The sequence below is a fragment of the Pseudomonas sp. HTZ2 genome (assembly GCF_033173945.1).
Lineage (GTDB): Bacteria > Pseudomonadota > Gammaproteobacteria > Pseudomonadales > Pseudomonadaceae > Aquipseudomonas > Aquipseudomonas guariconensis.
The window spans coordinates 3,954,973-3,976,483 of the sequence record NZ_CP137332.1; the positions used below are offsets into that span (position 1 = coordinate 3,954,973).

Sequence of the window (21,511 nt, forward strand, 5' to 3'; positions counted from 1 at the left end):
GAGCCGGTAAAGCCACCTTCGGATCAATGGCCTGCGCTCTGGCCACCGTCTACATGCAGGATCTCGCCGGTGACGAAACCTGCGCCCTCCAGGTACAGGATCGCCTGCACGATATCGTCAATCCCGCCCATATGACCGACCGGGTGCAGCTTGCCCAGCGCCTCGTGGGTTTCAGCAGCATGCATCGGCGTTCTGATGATGCCTGGAGAGACCGCGTTGACCCGAATGCCGCGCTTGGCATATTCGATCGCCAGGGATCGGGTCGCCGCATTGATCCCGCCCTTGGTCAGGGACGCCAATACCGAAGGCACGCCGTCGATCGCATGATCGACCAGACTGGTGGTGATGCTGACGACATGGCCGCGCCCTTGTTTTTCCATTTCCACCATCGCCTGCTGGGTGATGTAGAAAAAGCCGCTCATGTTGGTCGCCACGACCTGCGCGTAATCGGCATGGGTGTAGTGGGTGAACGGCTTGGCGACAAAGATGCCGGCGTTGTTGACCAGGGTGTCTATCCGCCCGAAGCGGGCGATCGCCTCGCCAACGACGCGCTCGGCAGTCTGCGGGTCGGCGATGTCGCCAGCGATGGTCAGGATGTCCGGGTCGCTCGACGGCTGGATGGAGCGGGAGGTGGCGACCACCTGCCAGTCGCGTTCGCGAAAGCCCTTGACGACGCCTGCGCCAATGCCTTGGGAGGCGCCGGTAACAATGACGACCTTGCTTGAAGTGTTCATGGTGATTCCTCGGTCAAAGCGATGAGTTCAGGAAAAGCGTTGCGCTAGCGTTTTGCGCGAACAGCTCACTGCGCCTGCTGCTTGCGATAGGCCGTCGTGGTCATGCCCGCGTATCCCCAGTTATCCGTGTCGATCTCTTCGATCACGATATGGGTGAGCGCTGGGTCCTTGTTCAGGACACGCTCCATGGTTTGGGTGATCTCCTGGATCACCTGGGCCTTTTGCTGCGCGGTGACGCCGTCGCGAGTGATACGTACGCTGATGAAAGGCATGGTGTGCTCTCCGTTCGCTGCGGTGTCGGAATGACGGGGCAGCAGGTGGAGAAGACTGTAGAAAGTTGCCATGGAAGGATAAATACAGGCCGGAGCACTTCATTTGTGATGCGGTGTATCAAATAGCGCGGGCAAGCGACCGCGTCTTCACGAGACTCGCCCAGGGTGGGCTGATCGGACCGATACAGCCCAGTTACACGTTAAAGCTGCCCCACCCAATACGACACATCCACCTCGTCGATCTGCTCGGGACGCAAGAACCGCTGCGCATATTCCTGGTACACCCCGCTAGTGAGGAACAACCGCAACAGTTGCCCATCGATGTGGTTGTCGCGGGCCATCGTGACCAGGATCTTCACCGACTCGGACAGGGTCTTGGCCGGTTTGTAAGGCCGATCGGCAGCGGTCAGAGCCTCGAAGATATCGGCAATGGCCATGATCCGCTCAGGAATCCCCAAGTCATCCCTGCCCTGCCGGCGCGGATAGCCCGCGCCATCCATCCGCTCATGGTGGCTGCCGGCGATGGCCGAGACACGCTTGAGATGACGTGGGAACGGCAGTGAGTCGAGCATGATGATGGTCTGCACGATGTGCTCGTTGATCTTGAAGCGCTCCTCCTCGTTGAGCGTGCCGCGGCGGATCGAGAGGTTGTACAGCTCACCGGCGTTACTGGCATGAGCCGGCAGGCGCATGTCGAAGCCCCAGATGTTGCGCGGGTCATCCTTGGCCACAGGTGGCTTGCGCGCCCCCCAGGGCATCCGGTGATCATCGCGGTCAGCCAGCAGCAGCTCATCGGCCGGCAACGGCACGGGAGGAACACCTGCCAATCGCTCTTCCTCGTCCCGCGAGAGCCCCAGCCGATTGTCGAAGTGCCGTTGCCAACGCCGCTGGCCGATACGCTGCAGTCGTTCAATGTCCTGCTCCTGCATGAACTCTCCACCGATATTGGCCTTGGCAACGAAGGCAAACGCTTCCTGCAGTTCGGCCTGGGCGCGCTCGAGCGTACGCTGCAGTGGCGGTTGATCCGCGCCGCTGGCCAGCCCACGCCAGTAATCGAGCTCGGCATCGCGCCAGAGCACTTCGAAGCGCATGCGTATTTCATGGATGCGGTTGTAGAGGGTTTCCAGCTTGGTCGCCTTGTCCACCACGTATTCGGGGCTGGTGACCTTGCCGCAGTCGTGCAGCCAGGCAGCGACATGGAACTCATAGCGCTCGGCATCACTCAGGGTGAAGTCGGCATAAGGGCCGCTGTCGGCTTGCACGGCTTTGTCCAACAGCATCTGGGCCAGTTGCGGCACCCGCTCGCAATGACCTCCCGTGTAGGGGCTCTTGGCGTCGATGGCATCGGCCAACAACTTAATCATGGCATCGAGCAGGCGTTGCTGAGCCTCGACCAACTGACGTGTTTCGATGGCCACGGCCGCGGCGCCGGACAACTCCTCGACAAAGCGTCGAAATGGCTGCCCCACCCCTTCGCCTGTCCGATCAGCTTCCAATTGCAGCACCAGAATGCCGAGCAGCGCCTGACTTCGGTCGTTGAGCACGACCGCCAGGCTGCGCCCGCACAGTTCAAGGGCATGGCTGACGACTGCCGCCAAGTCCCGGTGATCGTCCGCTTGAATCTGGAGCTGCGCTGGATAGGCCTCGCTACCGCAGCAAGTGGCCAGGCGCAACTGCGCAGGCTCCGCATCGAACAGGTAGACCGCTCCGGCGTGCACGCCAGCGGCATCGACCAAGTGCGCCAACACGCCTTCGAGCATGCGTTCGAGTTGGCTCTCACGGCTGAGCGTGAGAGTGATCGCCTGAAAGCTGCGGATCGTCCCGGACATGCGGCTGAGCACCTGGCTCAGCTCGCGCACCTCCGACACCCGTGACCTGACCCCCACCTCGCGGCTGAAGTCGAAACCTGCCAGGCCGCGAACCTGCTCGGCCAGCAGGCGTAACGGACGACCGATACGCTGGCCGAGCAAGCCGCCCAGCACCAGCAAAACGGCCATCAGCGCCGCGGTCCAGAGCAACTGCTCGAACAACACCTTGCGCGCACCCGCCAACAGTTCATGACCAGGCACGGCGATCAGCACCTGCAAGTCCTGCCCGGCCAAGCTGGTGAGCGGCACACGCATGCCGTACCAGGCTTCCCCGCCTACCTGGAAACGCTTGGGGCTGGCGCCTTGGGACTGGTCGGCATACAGCTGCGCAAGGCTGGGAATCCCCAGCTCACTGATGCGCGACAGGCGCACCGTCTCGCCCTCGTGCACGATGACCCGCTTGAGATCCGGATAGGCCACCACGCTGCCTTGATCGTCGATCACCGCAAGCTCGGTCCCTGCGGTCATGCGCAGGTCCCGGCTTTCGCTGGCCAGGTCATCGACCGAGACATCCATGCCGATCACCGCCTCGCCCTTGACGCTGCGCTGGGCCAGGGTCATGCCGACCTCGCGGGTGGTGAAGAACACATAAGGGCGGGTCAGCACAGTGGTGCTTTGCCCTGAAGCCTCGACGAACCACGGGCGCGCGCGTGGATCGAACTGGTAGTCCGGCTTGTCCTGGGCCTGGAGCAGGTTGAGTTGGCGGTCATAGAATCGCCATTGGCCCGACATCGACCCGCCCGCCTGCCGGCTAACGCTCTGCACCAGGAAGGCCGTGCCAGGTGGCGCCGCGAAACGCTCGAGCAGCTGAGGCTCCCGAAGCCTGCGCACGAGCAGGAACTCGCCATTGGCGTAACCCACATAGGCGGCGCTGAGCATCTTGTTGGCGTTCAGGCTCTCGACCAGTTGCGGGAGCCGCTCCAGACGTTGGGCCAGGTCGCCGGCGAGCGGATCGGCGGCCAGCAACCGCAGACTGCTCTGTACCGGATCGACCAGCCGGCGGGCACGCTCGTCGATCGTCTTGCCCACCTGCTGGGCAGTATCCCCAGCGGCGGCCAGCAGGGTCTCTCGAACTCCGCTGTAGCCCTGCCAGGCCAGGCCTGCGCCCAGCAGCAACATGCCCAGCATGATTGCCAGCGCCACCAGAAGCTGCAAAGAAAGGCCACGCCCGGGGGTGTTCATCGCCGCAGCCCCCCTGAGCACCTGGCCGCACATACCCCGGACACAAAGCCCGCCGACTGGCGAGCGACAACGATCAGCACACAGCCCATCCCAGGTACTCCATGTATGGCGCTTCCAACAGTGTAATCAGCCAGCGCGATCGTGCTGGCCCGATGTGTAGCCCTTGCTCAGTGCCGCGCAGTCGCGGGCTCGGAGAGGCGATAAGGACACATCGAGCACGTTCCGGATACGACAGCGCCCACGTCGTCACGTGGGCGCTGTCGTATCAACCGGTCACTGTTCGCATACGGCCAGGAACGTCGCCGACGGCACGAAGAACAGCCCACCGGTGACGGCACGGCTGAAGTCCAGCAGCCGGTCGTAGTTGCCGGGCGGCTTGCCGATGAACATGTTCTCCAGCATTTGTTCGATCGGCGCCGGCGAGCGCGCATACCCGATGAAATAGGTGCCGAACTCCCCTGCCCCAGGGCGCCCGAACGGCATGTTGTCGCGCAGGATCTTCACCTCCTGGCCGTTTTCTTCCAGGGTGGTCAGCGAGCTGTGCGAGTTGCTGGGTTTTACCGACTCGTCCAGCTCGATGTCCGAAAGCTTGGTGCGCCCGATGATGTGTTCCTGCTCCGCCGTGGACAGCCCGTTCCAAGCGGTCATGTCGTGCAGGTACTTCTGCACCAGCACGTAGCTTCCGCCCGCGAACGAAGGGTCTTCGTCGCCGACGAGGGTGAACTTGCCGACCTCGCGGCCCGTGGGGTTCTCGGTGCCGTCGACGAAACCGATGATGCTGCGCATGTCGAAATACCGAAAGCCCTGGACCTCGTCGACCACCGTTACGGCGCCCTCCAGACGCTTCATGATCTGCGCAGCCAACTCGAAGCACAGGTCCATCTGTTCGGCGCGGATGTGCAGCAGAATGTCCCCTGCAGTGGCTACCGCCACGCGATCGCCACTGCCGATTTCACGAAACGGATGCAACGACGCCGGGCGCGGTACCTGGAACAGCACATCCCACACGCTCGCACCAAAACCCACGACGCAGGACAAGTTGCCCGAAGGTACCCGTTTGCCCACCGAGCGAACCAGCCCGGCAAGGTCGCCGCACAAGCCGCGGACGCAATCCCGGCTGGCGTCGCCGGGATTCAAGGTAGCCACGAGGAAAATGGCACTGCGGGTGATCGGGGTTTCGACAGCCTGGGGTTCGATCTCGGAAATGTTCATCACAGCTTTCGCCTTGTTGACAGTCAGCTAGCAGGAACCTTCGCCTGCGCACGGCTGTGCGACGCAGGCTTGGTCTATCGGTATAGCACAGGCCAGTCAGAGGCCCGCCCAAACACCAGGCGCGGTCAGTGGTAAGCATCCCCCGCTTTGACCTTGCCGCGGAACACGTGGTAGCTCCAGAACGTGTAGGCCAGGATGATGGGAATGATGAACAGCGCGCCCATCAAGGCAAACAGCTGGCTTGTGAGCGGCGCGGCGGCCTGCCAGAGGTTGATCGAGGGCGGCACGATGTTAGGCCAGATGCTGATCGCAAGTCCCAGGTAGCCGAGAAATACCAAGGTCACCACGCCCATGAACGGCAAATGCGAATGGCGCTTGCGCAGGGTCTTCTGGATCACCACCACCGCCAGTACGGCCAAACCGGCAATCAGCGCAGAGCGGATCCAGTGGCTGCCGGCGAACCAGCGCTGGGCAATGTCGGCGTGCAGCCAGGCCGTCCAGGCACAGATCACCACGATCACCATTGCCAGCAAATACAGCAGCGGACGGCTGTAATGGCGCATGCGCGACTCCAGCATGCCGTCGGTCTTGATCAGCAACCAGGTGCTGCCGAGCAACGCGTAGGCCAGGATCAAGCCCACGCCGCAGAACAGCGGGAACGGCGCCAGCCAGTCCAGCGCGCTGCCGGCGAACTGGCGGTTCTGCACGGGGATGCCCGAGATATAGGTGCCGATGGCAACGCCCTGGAAGAACGTGGCCAGCACCGAGCCGCCGATGAACGCCTTGTCCCAGAGGTGGCGCTTGCGCGGATGCGCCTTGAAGCGGAACTCGAACGCGACGCCGCGGAAGATCAGCCCGGCCAAAACCAGCACCAGCGGCAGGTACAGCGCCTCGAGAATCACCGAGTACGCCAGCGGAAATGCGCCATACAGCGCCGCAGCCCCCAACACCGCCCAGGTTTCATTGCCATCCCAGACCGGCGCGACGGTGTTCATCATCACATCGCGCTCGCTGGAGTCGCTGATCAGGGGAAACAGGATCCCTAGGCCCAGGTCGAAGCCATCCATGATCACGTACATCATCAGGCCGAAGGCGATGATCACGCCCCAGATGACCGACAAATCGATACCTTGAATTGCCATGCTTGCGCTCCCCTATCAATCCGCTACCGACAGCGGACGACGCGCTGTCGCAAGTTGGCCCGGTTGCTCAGGCAATACGTGCGCCTCATGGGTCTTCGGCCCTTTGCGTACCAGACGCATCATGTAGCCGATACCCACCGTGAACACCGAGAAGTAGATCAGGACGAACAGCGCCAGGGTGATGCTCATCTGGGTGGCGCTGTGATTGGACGCCGCCTGCGTGGTGCGCAACATGCCGTAGACCACCCACGGCTGACGGCCGACCTCGGTGGTGAACCACCCGGCGAGCAAGGCGATCAAGCCCGACGGCCCCATGAGCAAGGCGAACCACAGGAAGAGTCGGTTGCGGTACAGGGCGCCGCCTCGGCGCAATACCAAGGCCAGCAGTGCACAAGCCAGCATCAACATGCCCAGTCCAGCCATGACCCGGAAGCTCCAGAAGATGATCGTAGAGTTGGGTCGGTCCTCTTTGGCAAAGCTCTTGAGCGCCGGAATCTGCTTGTCCAGGCTGTGGGTCAGGATCAGGCTGCCCAGGTAAGGCACCTCCAGGCTGTAGCGGGTCCTTTCGGCGTCCATGTCCGGCAGGCCGAACAACACCAGTGGCGAGGCCTCACCCGGGATATTTTCCCAGTGCCCTTCGATGGCTGCGATCTTGGCCGGCTGATGCTCCAGGGTATTGAGCCCGTGGGCATCGCCCACCACGACCTGCACAGGCGTGACCACCAAGATCATCCACATGGCCATCGACAGCATCTTGCGCACCTGTGGCGTATCACGGCCACGCAGTAAGTGCCAGGCGGCCGAGGCGCCCACGAACAACGCAGTCGACAGGAATGCGGCCAACGCCATGTGCGCCAGGCGGTACGGGAACGACGGATTGAAGACAATCCTGAACCAGTCCATCGGCACGACACGGCCATCGACGATCTCGATACCTTGCGGTGTCTGCATCCAGCTGTTGGACGAGAGAATCCAGAACATCGAGATGAGCGTGCCGATGGCCACCATGATGGTGGCGAAGAAGTGCAGCTTGCGCCCTACCCGGTCCCAGCCGAACAACATCACGCCCAGGAAGCCCGCCTCCAGGAAGAACGCCGTCAGCACCTCATAGGTGAGCAACGGCCCGGTCACGCTGCCCGCGAAGTCTGAAAAACGCGCCCAGTTGGTGCCGAACTCGTAAGCCATGACCAGGCCCGAGACCACGCCCATGCCAAAGTTGACGGCGAAGATCTTCGACCAGAAGTGGTAAAGGTCCTTGTAGACCGCGTTGCCGGTCTTCAGCCAGCAACCTTCGAGCACTGCCAGAAAGCTTGCCAGACCAATAGTGATGGCCGGAAAGATGATGTGAAACGAGACCGTGAAGGCGAACTGAATCCGCGCCAGGTCCAACGCATCTAGATTCGACATGACAATATCCTTGCAGGCCGCCGGCCGTTACCGGCCAGGGCCTGTGCACAGGGGAACGTGAGGGTTATTCGGCGACGGTGTGGATCAGATTGTCGGGCCGCGCCTTTTCCAACCTGATGGCGACGAATTTGGACGTGGGCGTGTAGGTCCGGTCGCCGTAGCTTTCCAGGGGCACCAGCGGGGTGGTTTCCGGGTAGTACGCCGCGGCCTGGCCTTCAGGCAGGTCGTAGGGCACCAACTGAAAGCCCGATACGCGCCGCTCACGGCCGTCTTCCCACAGCGACACCATGTCCACCTGCTCGCCGGGCTCAAAGCCCAGGCGGCGGATGTCAGCTTCGTTGACGAACACCACCTCGCGTAGGCCGAACACGCCCCGGTAGCGGTCGTCCAGGCCGTACAGGGTGGTGTTGTACTGATCGTGCGAGCGCAGGGTCTGCAGAATCAGATCGGGCCGCTCGCCACGCTCGAGCACGGCCTCGTTGACCAGGTGCACCGGCAGTTCGCTGGGCGTGAACTGGGCCTTGCCGGTGGCGGTGTTCCATTCGCGCTCGGCCGCCGCGTTGCCCAGGTGGAAACCGCCCGGTTGCTGCAGTCGGGCATTGAAATCCTCGAAGCCCACGATGGTGTCGGCGATCAGGTCACGGATGCGGGCATAGTCGCCGATCACCCATTCCCAATCGATCGGATGATTGCCCAGGGTCGCCTTGGCCATGCCGGCAATGATCGCCGGCTCCGAGCGCAGGTGCGGCGAGCGGGGTTTGAGCTGGCCGTGGGAGATGTGCACCATGCTGAACGTGTCTTCGACCGTGATGCCTTGCGGGCCTTCGGCCTGCAGGTCGATTTCGGTGCGGCCCAGGCACGGCAGGATCAACGCATCACGGCCGGTCACCAGGTGCGAGCGGTTGAGCTTGGTGGCGATGTGCACCGTCAGTTCGCAGTTGCGCAGCGCCGCGTGGGTACGCGGAGTGTCTGGTGTGGCCTGGGCGAAGTTACCGCCCAAGGCGATGAACACCTTGGCGCGTTTCTCTTCCATGGCCTTGATGGCGAGTACTGCGTTGTGCCCATGCTCACGCGGCACCTCGAACTGGAAGCGCCACTGCAGCGCATCGAGCAGTCGCGCCGGCGGCTGTTCGTCGATACCCATGGTGCGGTCGCCCTGCACGTTGCTGTGACCGCGCACCGGCGAAAGGCCCGCGCCAGGCTTGCCGACGTTGCCGCGCAGCAGTTGCAGGTTGATGATCTCCTGGACGGTCGGCACCGAGTGGCGATGCTGTGTCACACCCATGGCCCAGCACATGATCACCCGCTCAGCCTTGCGGTACATGCGTGCGGCCAGCTCGATTTCGGCCAGGCTCAGGCCGGACTGCTCGACGATATGTTCCCAGGACGTGGCATCCAGGACTGCCAGGTAGACGTCCACACCCGAGGTGTGCGCCTCGATGAAGGCGTGGTCGAACACCGCCGGCTCGCCCTTGGCCTGGGCCTCGCGTTCCCACAGCAGCAAGAACTTGGCGATGCCGCGCATGACCGCCATGTCGCCGCCCAACGCCGGGCGGAAGTACGCAGTGTTGGTCGGCTCCGAGCCGTTGCTGAGCATTTCGAAGGGGTGCTGCGGATGCTGGAAGCGCTCCAGGCCACGCTCCTTGAGCGGGTTGAAGCACACCACCTGGGCACCGCGCTTGACCGCCTCGCGCAGCGGTTCGAGCATGCGCGGGTGGTTGGTGCCGGGGTTCTGGCCGATGACGAAGATCGCGTCGGCTTCCTCCAGGTCATCGAACACCACGGTGCCCTTGCCCACGCCGAGGGATTCGCCCATGCCCACGCCACTGGCTTCGTGGCACATGTTCGAGCAGTCCGGGAAGTTGTTGGTACCGAAGGCCCGCACGAACAGCTGGTACAGGAACGCCGCTTCGTTGCTGGCCCGCCCAGAGGTATAGAACTCGGCCTGGTTGGGCGACTCGAGCGCCTGCAGGTGCTGTGCGATGAGCGCGAAGGCGTCGTCCCAGGAGGTTTCCACGTAATGGTCGGTGGCCGCGTCGTAGCGCATCGGGTGGGTCAGTCGGCCCTGGTATTCGAGCCAATAGTCGCTCTGCTCGGCCAGGGCACTGACGCTGTACTTGGCGAAGAAGGCCGGGTCCACCGAACGGCCGGTGGCCTCCCAGTTGACCGCCTTGGCGCCGTTCTCGCAGAACTTGACCATGTCGCTTCCCGGCGATTCGCCCCAGGCACAACCGGGGCAGTCGAAGCCGCTGTTCTGGTTGGTCTTGAGCATCATGCGCAGGTTCTTGAAGGCATTCTCGCTGCCCAGCCAGGCCTTGGTCACGCTCTTGAGCGCGCCCCAACCGGCGGCCGGGCCGTTGTAACTTCTGATATGTTCTTCTTCGCTCATCGGGCTACCCTTTGATTGATACTCGGCGGGAGATCGAATTGAAGCGCTCACGTTCAACTCACGTACAGAAGTTGAAAAACACACTTCAAACTTTGACAGCCGCAGACTATTTTTGCCGCCACCCTCCGTCAAATCAAAAGTAATGACGACATGATCAGGTTTATCTATCACTGCCGCCAGGGCTTTATCCCCGCGAACTTTCCGGGTGTGATCGACGCTATTGATCACGTATTAATAAAAAACAATCACACGCTCGAGAGCGTTGCATCAGTTAAAGAGGCCATTAATTAAGTTTCGTTGCGAGCCCATTCGCTTTTGCGGGTAATCCGCCCTTGCAGGCTCGGGCTCACTGCCGCGAGCCGCAACGCTCGGCGGCCTTTAGGTGCGGCACGAAATTGCACGGCCGATGCCGCGAATCCAGCTGCTCCACCAAAATCCCCTCCCAGGCCGTACGGCAGGCCCCGGTGGAGCCCGGCAGGCAACACACCAGCGTGCCGTTGGCCAGCCCTGCCAGCGCGCGGCTCTGCACCGTCGAGGTGCCGATATCCAGGATCGACAGGGCTCTGAACAGCTCGCCAAAGCCTTCGATGTGCTTGTCCAGCAGACAAGTCACCGCCTCTGGGGTACTGTCACGCCCGGTGAAGCCGGTGCCGCCGGTGATCAATACCACCTGCACCTGATCGTCAGCGATCCAGCCTGCGACCTGGGCTCGAATCCGATAGAGGTCATCCTTGAGCAAGGTTCGAGCCACCAATCGATGCCCCATTTCCACCGCGCGCGAGGCCAGCAACTCGCCGGATGTATCGGTTTCGAACGTCCGGGTATCGCTGACCGTCAACACGGCGACATTCAGAGGAATAAATTGCGCAGTGGGTTTTGAACTCATCGTGAACACTCTAACTAAACAGGGGCCGTCATTCGCGAGAAACTAGAGCGCCCGCCCCTGTTCGTCCAATCAATAATTCATACTGCATTATCGATATCGCCTATCATCGTCTGCTGATCAGCAGGATCTATCAGGTGTTCGTAAATTCCCATTGGACACTCTTGTTCTTTCATTTTACTTTTCGCCGCCACAGGGTTTCGACCCATCTCAATACACTGACTGCCAGCGTCAACAGGTAAACGATCGGTTCAATGCAACACACCTCCGATACGACTCATGTGTTTGCAGGGCGAGCGATGGATATCAAACAACTTAAATTTCTAATTGCGCTGGATCAGACCCGGCACTTTGGCCAGGCCGCTGCGCTGTGCCATATCACCCAGCCGACCCTCTCGATGCGCCTGCGCAACCTGGAGGACGAGTTGGGCTTGGTGCTGGTGACTCGTAGCCAGCGATTCGAAGGGTTCACCGAGGCGGGCGAACGGATTCTGGCCTGGACGCGCACCCTGTTAGCCGCCTATGACGGCCTGCAGAGCGAAGCCGCCAATTGCCGTGGACAGATCGTCGGTAGCCTGCGCATCGGCATGGTGCCGCTGTCGAGCTTCAATGCCATGCAGTTGCTCAAGCCGCTGCTCGCGCAGTACACCGAACTCACCGTCCAGCTGTCATCGCTCAGCTCCGAACAGGTGATCGATGGCCTGAGCCGTAACCAGCTTGACCTGGGCATCTGCTACCTCGATCGGGTCAACAGCAGCTATTTCGAGATCATCGAGCTGGGCGCCACCCGCATGGGCTTGCTGTACGACACCCGGCATTTTCGCTTCGACGGGCCCGAATTACCTTGGGAAACGCTCGCCGGGTTACCGCTTGGCTTGCTCTCCCAAGGCATGCACTACCGCCAATCGCTGGATTTGAGCTTGCGCAGCCGCGGCCTGCACCCAACCCCCGTGCTTGAAAGCGATTCGACCTATCAGTTGATCCAAGCCGTCTGCGCCGGGCTGTGCTGCGCCATCATGCCGCTCGACGATGGGCTGGAGGAGCTGAGTGAACATATCCGCATCATCCCCATCGCCAGCGCCAACATCCATGCACCGGTCGGCCTGCTGCTGCGCCGCAACGAGCCACGCTCGGCGCTGGCGGAAAAATGCTTCGCCCAGGCCCGGGACTTGCTCACGCCGAGCCCGCCCCCGGCCATTGGCCAGAAAGCCTGACCACCCGACAGACAGCGTCCTCGAGCCTGCCCTCAGCCGGCATGTCAGCATGCCCCGGAGCCCCAATGCCCCCCACCGTCGACTCGCCTTCCTTGACCCACCTGGACACGCGCGGCAACGCCCAGATGGTCGATGTCACCGACAAATCCGAAACGCACCGCCAGGCCACCGCCGAAGCCTGGGTGCGGATGAAGCCTGAAACCCTCAACCTGATCGTCACCGCAGGTCACCCCAAGGGCGATGTCTTCGCGGTGTCGCGCATCGCCGGCATCATGGCCGCCAAGCGTACCCACGAGCTGATCCCGCTGTGCCATCCGTTGCTGTTGACGGCGGTCAGCGTGGAGATCAAGGCGGTCAACCCGGACTCGGTGCGCATCATCGCCACCTGCAGCCTCAAGGGCGTCACCGGTGTGGAAATGGAGGCCTTGACCGCAGCGAGTGTCGCGGCGCTGACCCTTTATGACATGTGCAAGGCCGTCGATCGCAGCATGCAGATCGACTGGGTGCGCCTGCTCAGGAAATCCGGCGGACGTTCCGGTACCTATCGTCTGGAGGCGCTGCCGTGATCCGGCTTCAGTACTTCGCACGCTTTAGGGAGCAGTTGGGCATTGACAGCGAATCGCTGCCTTGGACACCCGCGCTGGCCAGCCTGCGCGATCTGCGGGACCGGCTGGCCGAGCGCGGTGAACCCTGGACCACGACGCTGGGGCATTCTGGCCTGATGTGTGCGCGCAACGAGGCGCTCTGTGACCTGGATGAGCCGTTGCACGATGGCGACGACGTGGCGTTCTTCCCGCCGGTCACCGGGGGCTAGTGCGGGGACGTCCACGCCGCCATGCAGCCGGCGCTTAAATGACCCGGCTGCCCACACTCACCGGCTCGCCATCCTGCGCCGGTACTGGCGAGCGCGCAGGGCATTGGCCAGTTGCTGCACGAGCAACGCCCAACCCGGCGCCACCGCAGGATCAGTCGCCTTGCCCCGGGCAAGCTTGTTCAACTGATACTTGACCACCGCCATGTTGGCCAACGAGGCAAGCGCTTTGTTCTTCCAGGTGATCGCCGGCAGTTGCGGGGCGCTGAGCTGCCCCGCCTGCCAATCACGCGGCAAGGCAGGGTCGATCGCCAGCGCCGTGCCGATGCCGACCATGTCGACGCCACTGTCGATCACCTGTTCTGCAACCGGCAGCCGGCGGATACCGCCGGTCACCATGACCGGCATCCTCGCCACTTCGCGAATCTCGCGGGCGAATTCCAAAAAGTAGGCCTCCCGCGCCAATGTGCGGCCATCCCGCGCCTGGCCTTGCATGGCTGGGGCTTCATAGCTACCGCCGGAAAGCTCGACAAGATCGATGCCCAGTGGGTTGAGCAGACCCACGACCTCTTTGGCATCGTCGGCACTGAAGCCGCCGCGCTGGAAGTCAGCCGAATTGAGCTTTACCGCGACGGCAAAGCCTGGCGACACCGCCGCCCGCACAGCCTTGACGATCTCCAGCAACAGGCGCGCGCGGTTCTCGAGGGCGCCGCCCCATTGGTCGGTACGCTGGTTGGTCAACGGCGAAAGGAACTGGCTGAGCAGGTAGCCATGGGCGGCGTGAATCTGCACGCCGGTAAAGCCCGCCTGCTCTGCCAACTGCGCGCTTCGGGCAAATCGCCGGATGATGTCCTCGATGACCTGCGTCGTCATGGCCTGGGGCTTGCTGAAATGCCGGGACATCGTGCCCAGTTCCAGCGCCACGGCCGAAGGCGCCCAGGTCGCCTGACCAAGGTTGGCCGGCATCTGGCGGCCGGGGTGGTTGATCTGCAGCCAGAACTGCGCCCCCTGCGCCTGCCCGATGCGCGCCCACTGCCGGAACCGCTCCAGGTGCAGTTCATCTTCCAGAACGACACCACCGGGGCCCGTCATGGCGCGGGAGTCGACCATCACATTGCCGCTGATGAGCAGGCCTGCGCCACCCTCCGCCCACGCCTGGTACAGGCGCATCAATCGAGCAGATGGCGCGTGGTCGGCATCGGCCATGTTTTCTTCCATGGCCGCCTTGGCGATCCGGTTTGCGAGGGTGGAGCCGTTAGGCAGTACGAGGGGGGTGAAGGCGTTCATAGCGGCACCTCATTGGACGGTGCCAGCGACGATATCCTTAAAGCCAACTTTAAGGTCAATACCCAGATAGAGGACGAAGTCAATTAGCGCTCGATGTCAGACTTGTTGGCGGCCATGTCCTCACGCAACTGGTTGAGTACGCGCTGTGTGTTGTCCGCGCATGCCATGCCTTCGGGCTTGCTCTGGACGCCATCGATCACCAGCAGCAGTTGCGCCTTGTTGCGCGCCAACTGTTGTTGCAGCGCCTCGATTTCCTCGACCTTGCGCTTGAGCCCGTCGAGCAGTTCATCATGGCGCCAGCCGTTGGCGTTGACGGGCATCAGATGGCGAATCTGCTCCAAGGTGAAACCCGCTGCCTGGGCGCTGGTGATCATCTCCAGCACCCAGACGGCGTCAGCGTCGTAGTCACGGTAACCGTTGGCCTTGCGCTCGACGGCGTGGATCAACCCACTCGCCTCATAGAAACGAATGCGCGATGGCGCCAGGCCGGTGATCTTCGCCAACTCGCCAATTTTCATGAAGCACCTTGTGATGGATGGACCTTGAAGCTCACTTTAATCCTCAGGCGGACGATGGGCCAAGCGGATCTTGGTGTCTGAAATGTGTCCGCACGAAGGTAAATGAACAATCCTTTCAACGCAGTGAGGGCGCGCGTGGATACCTTCGAGCAGCGCCTAGAGACCTGCAATGACCTCAGCTGCGGTAGTCACTTGGCCGAAGTGGTGCTTCCACAGGTCGATGCCCAGTTGGCCAGACCGGTCCAGGGTCGAGCCTACGGTCAAGTCGGTGATCAGCGTCGGGCTCAGCCCTGCATCGAACAGCGCGAAGCCCGCAGCCAGCACGCAGGTTTCTGTCTGCAAGCCGCAGACCAGGACCCGATCGACGCCCAGGCGCTTGAGGTATTCGATCGTTGCGGGCGTTTGCCCATAGCCATGCTTGATGAAGACTTCATCGGCCTCGATCAGGTTCTCGTCTTCGGCCGCCGGGTGCCAGCCGAGCTGACGGTGAAACGGCGTGACCTGCTCGTCATGCAGCTCGATGGACGCGACAGTGGGAATCTTCGCTGACAAATGTCGGATGCGATCGATGAGCCATTCCGGCGGGTTGAACGTGGACTGGACGTCGACAATGAGCAGCACCTGCTCCATGGGCATTTCCTAGCGCGATGTGAAGAGCGCCGAGTATATCGTCCGAACGCGTTCGGGCGCTTCCGTGCAGCCCATCGCAAACTTTGTCGCCCACCCTACAGCCCTGGTTTACCGGCACGGGCAACGACCTCTCAAGTCGCCGCTGTGAGGGGCCACACGCGTTCGCAGGGGCCGCCTCTGGTCATGTGAACGAATCTTCATGTTTCGCGCAGGCGCCTGCCACCGGGCAGATCAGCGGTTTCGCAGCGGCTCGCTGCCCGAGAGTGTCTTGAGCCTCCTTCCCCCGTTGCGTAGCATCGCCCGCCCTCGCGCAGCCCTCTCCCGATCACCAGAGCTTCCGATGCCCCAACCGATTCCCTTGAAGGACCACGAAAAGGAAAAACACCTGGTCAATCGCAGGCTGCTGGCCTGTGCGACGCTGGTGATGAGCCTGGTGGTGGTGCTGGTGGGCCGGTTGTATGTGTTGCAGGTGCTGCAACACGACCAGCAAACCGCAGTGTCGGAAAACAACCGCGTGCACGTGCTGCCCATCCCGCCGGAGCGCGGGTTGATCTACGACCGCAACGGCGTGGTGCTGGCTGACAACAAACCCAGCTTCAACCTGACCATGACTCGCGAGCGCGCAGGCGACAGCGACCAGGTGCTCGATACCCTGGCCCAGGTGCTGGGCCTGGGCGAGGACGAGCGCAAGCAATTCGACAAGGACCTGCGCCGGGGCCGCAAACCGTTCGAGCCGGTGACGCTGATGTTCGGCCTGTCCGAAGAGCAGATCGCGCTGATCGCGGTCAATCAGTTCCGCCTGCCGGGCCTGGACGTGGAGGCGCAGTTCATCCGTGAGTACCCGTTGGGCGAGCACTTCGCCCACTCGGTGGGTTATGTCGGGCGTATCAACGAAAAAGAAGCCAAGACCCTCGACAACACCGAGTATCGCGGCACCCAGTCAATCGGCAAGACCGGCATTGAGCGCTTCTACGAAGACCAGCTCCATGGCCACGTGGGCTATGAAGAAGTCGAGACCAACGCCCAGCGCCGGGTCATGCGGGTGCTGCGCCACCAGGATCCGATACCGGGCAAGGACTTGGTCCTGACCTTGGACGCCCATCTGCAGCAAGCGGCCGAAAAAGCGCTCGGCGGGCGTCGTGGCGCAGTGGTGGCGCTGGACCCGGCCACGGGCGATGTGCTGGCGATGGTGAGCAATCCGGCGTTCGACCCCAACCTGTTCGTCAAGGGCATCAGCTTCAAGCAGTACGCCGCCTTGCGCGACTCGATCGATCGACCACTGTTCAACCGTGTGCTGCGCGGTCTGTATGCGCCAGGCTCGACGTTCAAGCCGGAAGTGGCCATCGCCGGCCTGGACAGTGGCGTGATCACCCCCGCCAGCCGCGTCTTCGACCCGGGTTACTACACGCTGCCCAACTACGACCACAAGTACCGCAACTGGAACCGCAGCGGCGATGGCTGGGTGGACATGTACAGCGCGATCATGCGGTCCAACGACACCTACTTTTACGACCTGGCACACAAGCTGGGCATCGAGCGCCTGCATGACTACATGGCCGAGTTCGGGCTGGGCCAAAAGGTCTCCCTGGACATGTTCGAGGAGGCACCGGGCCTGATGCCCTCCCCGGCCTGGAAGCGCGCCACCCGCCGCCAGGCCTGGTTCCCTGGCGAGACCTTGATCCTCGGGATCGGCCAGGGCTACATGCAGGTCACCCCACTGCAACTGGCACAGGCCACCAGCCTGCTGGCCAGCAAAGGCGTGTGGCATCGTCCGCACCTGGCGCTGAGTGTAGGAGGCCAGGCGCCCGTGGACCCGCACCCGATGCCGGACATCGTGCTGCACGACAAGCACGCCTGGGACCAAGTCAACACCGGCATGCAGATGGTCATGCACGACCCACGGGGGATCGCCCGCGCTGCGGCAGCCGGGGCCCAGTACCGCATCGCGGGCAAGAGCGGCACCGCGCAGGTGGTGGCGATCCGTCAGGGCGAGCGCTACAACCGCGACAAGACCCTCGAACGTCACCGGGACAATGCCCTGTTCGTCGGTTTCGCACCGGCCGAGCACCCCAGTATCGTGGTGGCGGTGATGATCGAGAACGGCGAAGCCGGTGGCCGGGTGGCCGGGCCTGTGGTGCGCGAAGTCATGGATGCCTGGCTGCTCGACGACCAGGGCCATTTAAAGGTGCAGTACGCTGGCGGCACGGGCCAGCCCGCGGTGCCCCACGCCTGAGCGTCAGCGAATCTGATGCTTGTGCAGCAAGCGGTAGAACGTAGGCCTGGAAATCCCCAGCACCTTGGCCGCGACACTGAGGTTGTCGCTGTGCCGATCGAGCACATCCGAAAGCGCCTGGCGCTCGGCCCGGTGCTTGTAGTCTTCCAAAGTGCCCAGTAACTGCTCGTCCTGCTCGATCATCTGCAGCCCCAGGTCCTGTGCCTCGATCTGTCGGCCCTCGGCCAGCACCAAGCCGCGACGCACCCGGTTGGCCAGCTCCCGCACATTGCCCGGCCAGTCGTGCCGGCCCATGGCCGCCAGGGCGCGGTCGCTGAACGAGCGAGGCCGGCGTCCGGTCTCCAGGCTGTAGAAATGCGCGAAATGGCTGGCCAGCATCGACAAGTCGCCGTGGCGGTCACGCAGCGGCGCGGTGATCACCTGCAGGACATTGAGCCGGTAATAGAGGTCCTCGCGAAAGCGCCCCTGCACGATGGCCTTTTCCAAGTCAACGTGGGTAGCCGCCAGAACGCGCACATCCACCGGGATCGGTTGGTCGCCGCCGACCCGCTCGATGTGTTTTTCCTGCAGAAAGCGCAACAGGTTGGCCTGCAGCTCCAAAGGCAGGTCGCCAATTTCGTCGAGGAACAACGTCCCGCCATTGGCGGCCTCGATACGCCCCACCTTGCGCTGATGGGCGCCGGTGAACGCGCCCTTTTCATGGCCGAACAGTTCGGACTGGATCAAGTGCTCGGGGATCGCGCCGCAGTTGATGGCGACGAACGGTTTGTCGCTGCGCTGGGATTGCCGGTGCAGGGTACGCGCCACCAATTCCTTGCCGGTGCCGCTTTCGCCGCGGATCAGCACCGGCGACTCGGTCGGTGCCAGCTTGCCCAGTAACTTGCGCAGTTCGCGGATCGGCCGGCTTTCACCCAACAGTTCATGGGTCGGTTCATCCACCCGGACGGTGCCCTTGCCGCGCAAACGGGCCATGCCGAAGGCGCGCCCGAGCGTGACCTGCACACGCGACACGTCGAACGGCAAGGTGTGGAAATCGAAGAACCACTCACAAACGAAGTCACCGACGTTCTGCATGCGCAGTTGCTCGGGGCTGAGCACGGCGATCCATTCGGTATTGCTGCGGGCGATCAGGTCCTTGACGGCATCGGGATGACGCAAATGCGTGGCCTGCAAGCGCAACAAGCCGACATCGCACGGATGCTCAAGCGCCGAGGTCAGCGAACAGCTATGCACAGCCCAGCCGACGCTGCGCAAGCCCGGTAGTAGACGGTGGCAATCGTCGCAGGGATCGACGATCAGCAGACGGCGTTGGGTGGTCGGTTCGAGCATGACTGTTCCTTGACGCCAATAGTTGGTTTTTCATGTAGAAACAGTAAGTTGCAACGTCCGAATTAACAGTAGCAATGAACCTGAGTTGGCCCAGTACCGTTTGTCCGCCAATTGCATTCGGCGATGGGGCGCTCGGGAATCTTTCAAAGTTTCCAGCGTCACAGCCGGCACAGGTTGCAGACATACTTTTGCCGACTTGAAAAAAAATTCGCCGCCCGTGTGACTTCACCCCTGACTTGGAGCATCAGTACGAATAACCCCGCGCTGCGCCTCCTTGAATATGAAGCAACGCGGACATCTTTTCGCTGTTTGGGACCATAGAGAGACCGAACCATGAACGCCCCGCTCCGTGTCAACGAAGCACTGCTGATCGCCGACCACGCCTTCGAACCTTTCCAGTGCGTAGCCTGGGATGCACCCAACGGTACTGGTGAGCTGAGCCTGGCAGTGATCGACCGGACCAACACGCGTATCGGCAGCAAGCAAGTCTCCTCGCGTATCTATTCCGACCCTGCGCAATGGGCCAGCTTGATCGAGGAGGTGCGTGCCGAACTTTGCGAAAAAGGTTACGACCTGCAACCCTGGTCGATGCCGAAATAATATCGGCGCCCTGCAAGTGCGTGCCAGGCCACGCACTTGTGCAACTTTCTTTTTGCCCTTCCGGCAACTTTTGTCATTGCGACATATCGTCGCAACTTCGACTTTCAACGTTAATCAATTCAACTCCCTGAACTGCTGGATATGCCGATATTCGGCCTGCAGTTGTTCGGCCAGTTGCCGCGCACGCCCCAGGCGCACCGCCGCCAGCTCAATGTCCACCAGCACCGTCGCGCATGGCATGGGTTGCAGTGCATTCCAGCGTTGCAAGCGACCATCGGTCAGCACCAAGCAACGCTGTGTTTCCTGCGGGTAACGCTTGGCCCGTGCCCGCAACCAGTGCTGCGCCTCTTCAAGGGCAGCGATCAACGGCGTACCGCCCCCCGCCCCGAGCGCTTGCAACCAGGGTCGCAGGGCGGCCGATGCCTTGAGGCCATGGCGCTGCCAACGCGGCGCGCCGCCACTGGCGGTGAGCAGGGCTAGGCGGGCGCGTTGGCGATAGGCCTGATCGAACAGCTCGACCAGCAGCCCCTTGGCGTGTGCCAGCGCCTGCTGGCGCCGGGTCGAAGCCGAGGCGTCAACGATCACCAGCCATAATTCCGGCGCCTGGGCCTGGCGCTGCTGCCAACACAGGTCATGGCGATGCCGTGGTCGCCCTTTGAGCAATGTCGCAAGCCACGCCACACGCGTAGCACCACCGATCCGCACGCGACCACGGGGCGTGCCGCTCAGGGTGCCCGGCTGGGGCTTGGCATCCGCCGCCTGGGCGGCGGGCTTGCGGATGCTCAGGGCTTTTTTGCCCAGTTCGGCACCTCGCGCCGTGCCCCGGTGGCGACCGTTTGTGGGGGCAACGCGCCCCAATCCCCCTGCCCACCTTGGGCGTCGGAATGAGCTTGGGTCTGAGGCGGTGGTGAGGTGGAGGATGCGCTGGTCGGGGGCGTCTCTCGGCGTCGATGGCGCAGGGCGAATTCCGCCACAGCCTGCACATCGGCTTCCTCTATCGCATCGCCGCCGCGCCAGGCGGCATGGGCACGGGCGGCCCGCAACCAGACCAGGTCGGCGCGCATGCCATCGACCCCAGCGCTGAAACAGCCCTCTGTGATCCAGGCCAAGGCGCGATCGTCCAGCGGGATGCTGTCCAGGCGCTGACGTGCGGCCTGGCAGCGTTCGCGCAGGTCTGCCTGAGCCTGCGCCCATTGGGCGCAGAACGCCTGCGGATCACTGTCGAAGGCCAGTCGCCGACGAATGATCTGCTGCCGCGCCTGCGGCGGCGGAAGACCTTCGAGCAGCACATTGAGGCCGAAACGGTCGAGCAATTGCGGGCGCAGCTCGCCCTCTTCCGGATTCATGGTGCCGATCAGGACGAATCGAGCATCGTGGCGATGGGAAATACCGTCGCGCTCGATGCGGTTGGTGCCACTGGCGGCCACATCCAGCAGCAGGTCCACCAGCGGATCGGGCAGCAGGTTGACCTCATCCACGTAAAGCACGCCCCCATGGGCTTGGGCCAGTACGCCGGGCGAAAACTGCGCCTTGCCCTGCCCCAGCGCGGCATCCAGGTCGAGGGTACCGACCAGGCGCTCCTCGGTGGCGCCTAGGGGCAGGGTCACGAAGGGTGGTGTCTGCCCAGCCGTACCCAACAGGTCCGCCAGCCCGCGCGCCAAGGTGCTTTTGGCCATGCCACGCGGGCCTTCGATCAACACACCGCCGATTTTGGGGTCGATGGCGGTCAGGCACAGGGCCAGCTTGAGGTCGTCGGCGCCGACTACGGCCGCCAGGGGGAATTGCACGGGTTCGCTCATT

19 protein-coding genes are annotated in these 21,511 nt (G+C 62.9%); 5 read left to right on the plus strand and 14 right to left on the minus strand.

Annotated elements, in window-relative coordinates; genetic code table 11:
• Positions 1-23 precede the first annotated feature (23 nt).
• From R6G97_RS18335 to moaB, 8 genes are all read right to left on the minus strand, one after another.
• Positions 24-734, minus strand: coding sequence for an SDR family NAD(P)-dependent oxidoreductase (locus R6G97_RS18335; protein WP_317847323.1), 711 nt, complete (start codon positions 732-734; stop codon positions 24-26).
• Between the two features lie 65 nt (positions 735-799).
• Positions 800-1,006, minus strand: a complete 207-nt coding sequence (locus R6G97_RS18340; RefSeq protein ID WP_043215742.1) for a tautomerase family protein — start codon at positions 1,004-1,006, stop codon at positions 800-802.
• A 200-nt stretch (positions 1,007-1,206) separates the two neighbouring features.
• Positions 1,207-4,056, minus strand: coding sequence for an HD domain-containing phosphohydrolase (locus R6G97_RS18345; protein WP_317847324.1), 2,850 nt, complete (start codon positions 4,054-4,056; stop codon positions 1,207-1,209).
• A gap of 273 nt (positions 4,057-4,329) precedes the next feature.
• Positions 4,330-5,268 (minus strand): Dyp-type peroxidase, encoded by a 939-nt coding sequence (locus R6G97_RS18350; protein WP_102082086.1) that lies wholly within the window; start codon positions 5,266-5,268, stop codon positions 4,330-4,332.
• A 125-nt stretch (positions 5,269-5,393) separates the two neighbouring features.
• On the minus strand, positions 5,394-6,410 hold the full coding sequence (gene cydB / locus R6G97_RS18355; protein ID WP_070574561.1) for a cytochrome d ubiquinol oxidase subunit II: 1,017 nt from the start codon (positions 6,408-6,410) through the stop codon (positions 5,394-5,396).
• Positions 6,411-6,425: 15 nt separating this feature from the next.
• Positions 6,426-7,817 carry a cytochrome ubiquinol oxidase subunit I gene (locus R6G97_RS18360; RefSeq protein ID WP_317847325.1) on the minus strand — a complete coding sequence of 464 codons (1,392 nt, stop codon included), beginning with the start codon at positions 7,815-7,817 and terminating at the stop codon, positions 6,426-6,428.
• Positions 7,818-7,881: 64 nt separating this feature from the next.
• Positions 7,882-10,206: an FdhF/YdeP family oxidoreductase gene (locus R6G97_RS18365; protein ID WP_317847326.1), complete on the minus strand. Its 2,325-nt coding sequence runs from the start codon at positions 10,204-10,206 to the stop codon at positions 7,882-7,884.
• A gap of 346 nt (positions 10,207-10,552) precedes the next feature.
• Positions 10,553-11,092, minus strand: a complete 540-nt coding sequence (gene moaB, locus R6G97_RS18370) for a molybdenum cofactor biosynthesis protein B (protein ID WP_317847327.1) — start codon at positions 11,090-11,092, stop codon at positions 10,553-10,555.
• 296 nt (positions 11,093-11,388) lie between these two features.
• Between moaB and R6G97_RS18375 the strand changes: the two genes are divergently transcribed.
• From R6G97_RS18375 to R6G97_RS18385, 3 genes are all read left to right on the plus strand, one after another.
• Entirely contained in the window at positions 11,389-12,303 is a 915-nt protein-coding gene (locus tag R6G97_RS18375; protein ID WP_043212406.1) for a LysR family transcriptional regulator, read from the plus strand.
• A 65-nt stretch (positions 12,304-12,368) separates the two neighbouring features.
• Positions 12,369-12,869, plus strand: coding sequence for a cyclic pyranopterin monophosphate synthase MoaC (gene moaC / locus R6G97_RS18380; protein ID WP_090346583.1), 501 nt, complete (start codon positions 12,369-12,371; stop codon positions 12,867-12,869).
• Positions 12,866-13,117, plus strand: a complete 252-nt coding sequence (locus tag R6G97_RS18385) for a MoaD/ThiS family protein (protein WP_043212402.1) — start codon at positions 12,866-12,868, stop codon at positions 13,115-13,117. Before moaC ends, R6G97_RS18385 begins: the two co-directional genes overlap by 4 nt.
• 57 nt (positions 13,118-13,174) lie before the next feature.
• On the opposite strand, the gene R6G97_RS18390 is transcribed toward R6G97_RS18385, so the two are convergent.
• The 3 genes from R6G97_RS18390 to R6G97_RS18400 all read right to left on the minus strand — a co-directional run bounded on the left by R6G97_RS18390 (position 13,175) and on the right by R6G97_RS18400 (position 15,549).
• Positions 13,175-14,401, minus strand: a complete 1,227-nt coding sequence (locus R6G97_RS18390) for an NADH:flavin oxidoreductase/NADH oxidase family protein (protein ID WP_043212400.1) — start codon at positions 14,399-14,401, stop codon at positions 13,175-13,177.
• Between the two features lie 83 nt (positions 14,402-14,484).
• On the minus strand, positions 14,485-14,919 hold the full coding sequence (locus R6G97_RS18395) for a MerR family transcriptional regulator (protein WP_317847329.1): 435 nt from the start codon (positions 14,917-14,919) through the stop codon (positions 14,485-14,487).
• A 156-nt stretch (positions 14,920-15,075) separates the two neighbouring features.
• Positions 15,076-15,549 (minus strand): cysteine hydrolase family protein, encoded by a 474-nt coding sequence (locus tag R6G97_RS18400; protein WP_070571395.1) that lies wholly within the window; start codon positions 15,547-15,549, stop codon positions 15,076-15,078.
• Between the two features lie 340 nt (positions 15,550-15,889).
• Here R6G97_RS18400 and mrdA point away from each other — a divergent pair, with 340 nt between their 5' ends.
• A complete protein-coding gene (gene mrdA, locus R6G97_RS18405; protein WP_317847330.1) occupies positions 15,890-17,782 on the plus strand; it encodes a penicillin-binding protein 2 in 1,893 nt (630 codons plus the stop codon).
• Positions 17,783-17,785: 3 nt separating this feature from the next.
• Here mrdA and R6G97_RS18410 read toward each other — a convergent pair whose 3' ends face one another.
• On the minus strand, positions 17,786-19,111 hold the full coding sequence (locus R6G97_RS18410; RefSeq protein WP_043212396.1) for a sigma-54 dependent transcriptional regulator: 1,326 nt from the start codon (positions 19,109-19,111) through the stop codon (positions 17,786-17,788).
• Between the two features lie 333 nt (positions 19,112-19,444).
• On the opposite strand from R6G97_RS18410, the gene R6G97_RS18415 reads away from it, so the two are divergent.
• Complete coding sequence (locus R6G97_RS18415; RefSeq protein WP_043212394.1) at positions 19,445-19,711, plus strand: hypothetical protein; 267 nt, start codon at positions 19,445-19,447, stop codon at positions 19,709-19,711.
• 114 nt (positions 19,712-19,825) lie between these two features.
• Here the strand turns inward: R6G97_RS18415 and R6G97_RS18420 are convergent, their stop codons facing one another.
• A complete protein-coding gene (locus R6G97_RS18420) occupies positions 19,826-20,416 on the minus strand; it encodes a vWA domain-containing protein (RefSeq protein ID WP_043212413.1) in 591 nt (196 codons plus the stop codon).
• A gap of 77 nt (positions 20,417-20,493) precedes the next feature.
• Positions 20,494-21,510, minus strand: coding sequence for an ATP-binding protein (locus R6G97_RS18425; protein WP_317847331.1), 1,017 nt, complete (start codon positions 21,508-21,510; stop codon positions 20,494-20,496).
• Position 21,511 lies beyond the last annotated feature (1 nt).

Excerpts from the sequence above, each read along its gene's own strand:
- mrdA (WP_317847330.1), top strand. The coding sequence starts at position 15,890 with ATGCCCCAACCGATTCCCTTGAAGGACCACGAAAAGGAAAAACACCTG.
- R6G97_RS18360 (WP_317847325.1), bottom strand. The coding sequence starts at position 7,817 with ATGTCGAATCTAGATGCGTTGGACCTGGCGCGGATTCAGTTCGCCTTC.
- moaC (WP_090346583.1), top strand. The coding sequence starts at position 12,369 with ATGCCCCCCACCGTCGACTCGCCTTCCTTGACCCACCTGGACACGCGC.
- R6G97_RS18400 (WP_070571395.1), bottom strand. The coding sequence starts at position 15,549 with ATGGAGCAGGTGCTGCTCATTGTCGACGTCCAGTCCACGTTCAACCCG.
- R6G97_RS18365 (WP_317847326.1), bottom strand. The coding sequence starts at position 10,206 with ATGAGCGAAGAAGAACATATCAGAAGTTACAACGGCCCGGCCGCCGGT.
- cydB (WP_070574561.1), bottom strand. The coding sequence starts at position 6,410 with ATGGCAATTCAAGGTATCGATTTGTCGGTCATCTGGGGCGTGATCATC.
- R6G97_RS18345 (WP_317847324.1), bottom strand. The coding sequence starts at position 4,056 with ATGAACACCCCCGGGCGTGGCCTTTCTTTGCAGCTTCTGGTGGCGCTG.
- moaB (WP_317847327.1), bottom strand. The coding sequence starts at position 11,092 with ATGAGTTCAAAACCCACTGCGCAATTTATTCCTCTGAATGTCGCCGTG.
- R6G97_RS18375 (WP_043212406.1), top strand. The coding sequence starts at position 11,389 with ATGGATATCAAACAACTTAAATTTCTAATTGCGCTGGATCAGACCCGG.
- R6G97_RS18350 (WP_102082086.1), bottom strand. The coding sequence starts at position 5,268 with ATGAACATTTCCGAGATCGAACCCCAGGCTGTCGAAACCCCGATCACC.
- R6G97_RS18410 (WP_043212396.1), bottom strand. The coding sequence starts at position 19,111 with ATGCTCGAACCGACCACCCAACGCCGTCTGCTGATCGTCGATCCCTGC.
- R6G97_RS18395 (WP_317847329.1), bottom strand. The coding sequence starts at position 14,919 with ATGAAAATTGGCGAGTTGGCGAAGATCACCGGCCTGGCGCCATCGCGC.
- R6G97_RS18340 (WP_043215742.1), bottom strand. The coding sequence starts at position 1,006 with ATGCCTTTCATCAGCGTACGTATCACTCGCGACGGCGTCACCGCGCAG.
- R6G97_RS18335 (WP_317847323.1), bottom strand. The coding sequence starts at position 734 with ATGAACACTTCAAGCAAGGTCGTCATTGTTACCGGCGCCTCCCAAGGC.
- R6G97_RS18425 (WP_317847331.1), bottom strand. The coding sequence starts at position 21,510 with ATGAGCGAACCCGTGCAATTCCCCCTGGCGGCCGTAGTCGGCGCCGAC.
- R6G97_RS18415 (WP_043212394.1), top strand. The coding sequence starts at position 19,445 with ATGAACGCCCCGCTCCGTGTCAACGAAGCACTGCTGATCGCCGACCAC.
- R6G97_RS18390 (WP_043212400.1), bottom strand. The coding sequence starts at position 14,401 with ATGAACGCCTTCACCCCCCTCGTACTGCCTAACGGCTCCACCCTCGCA.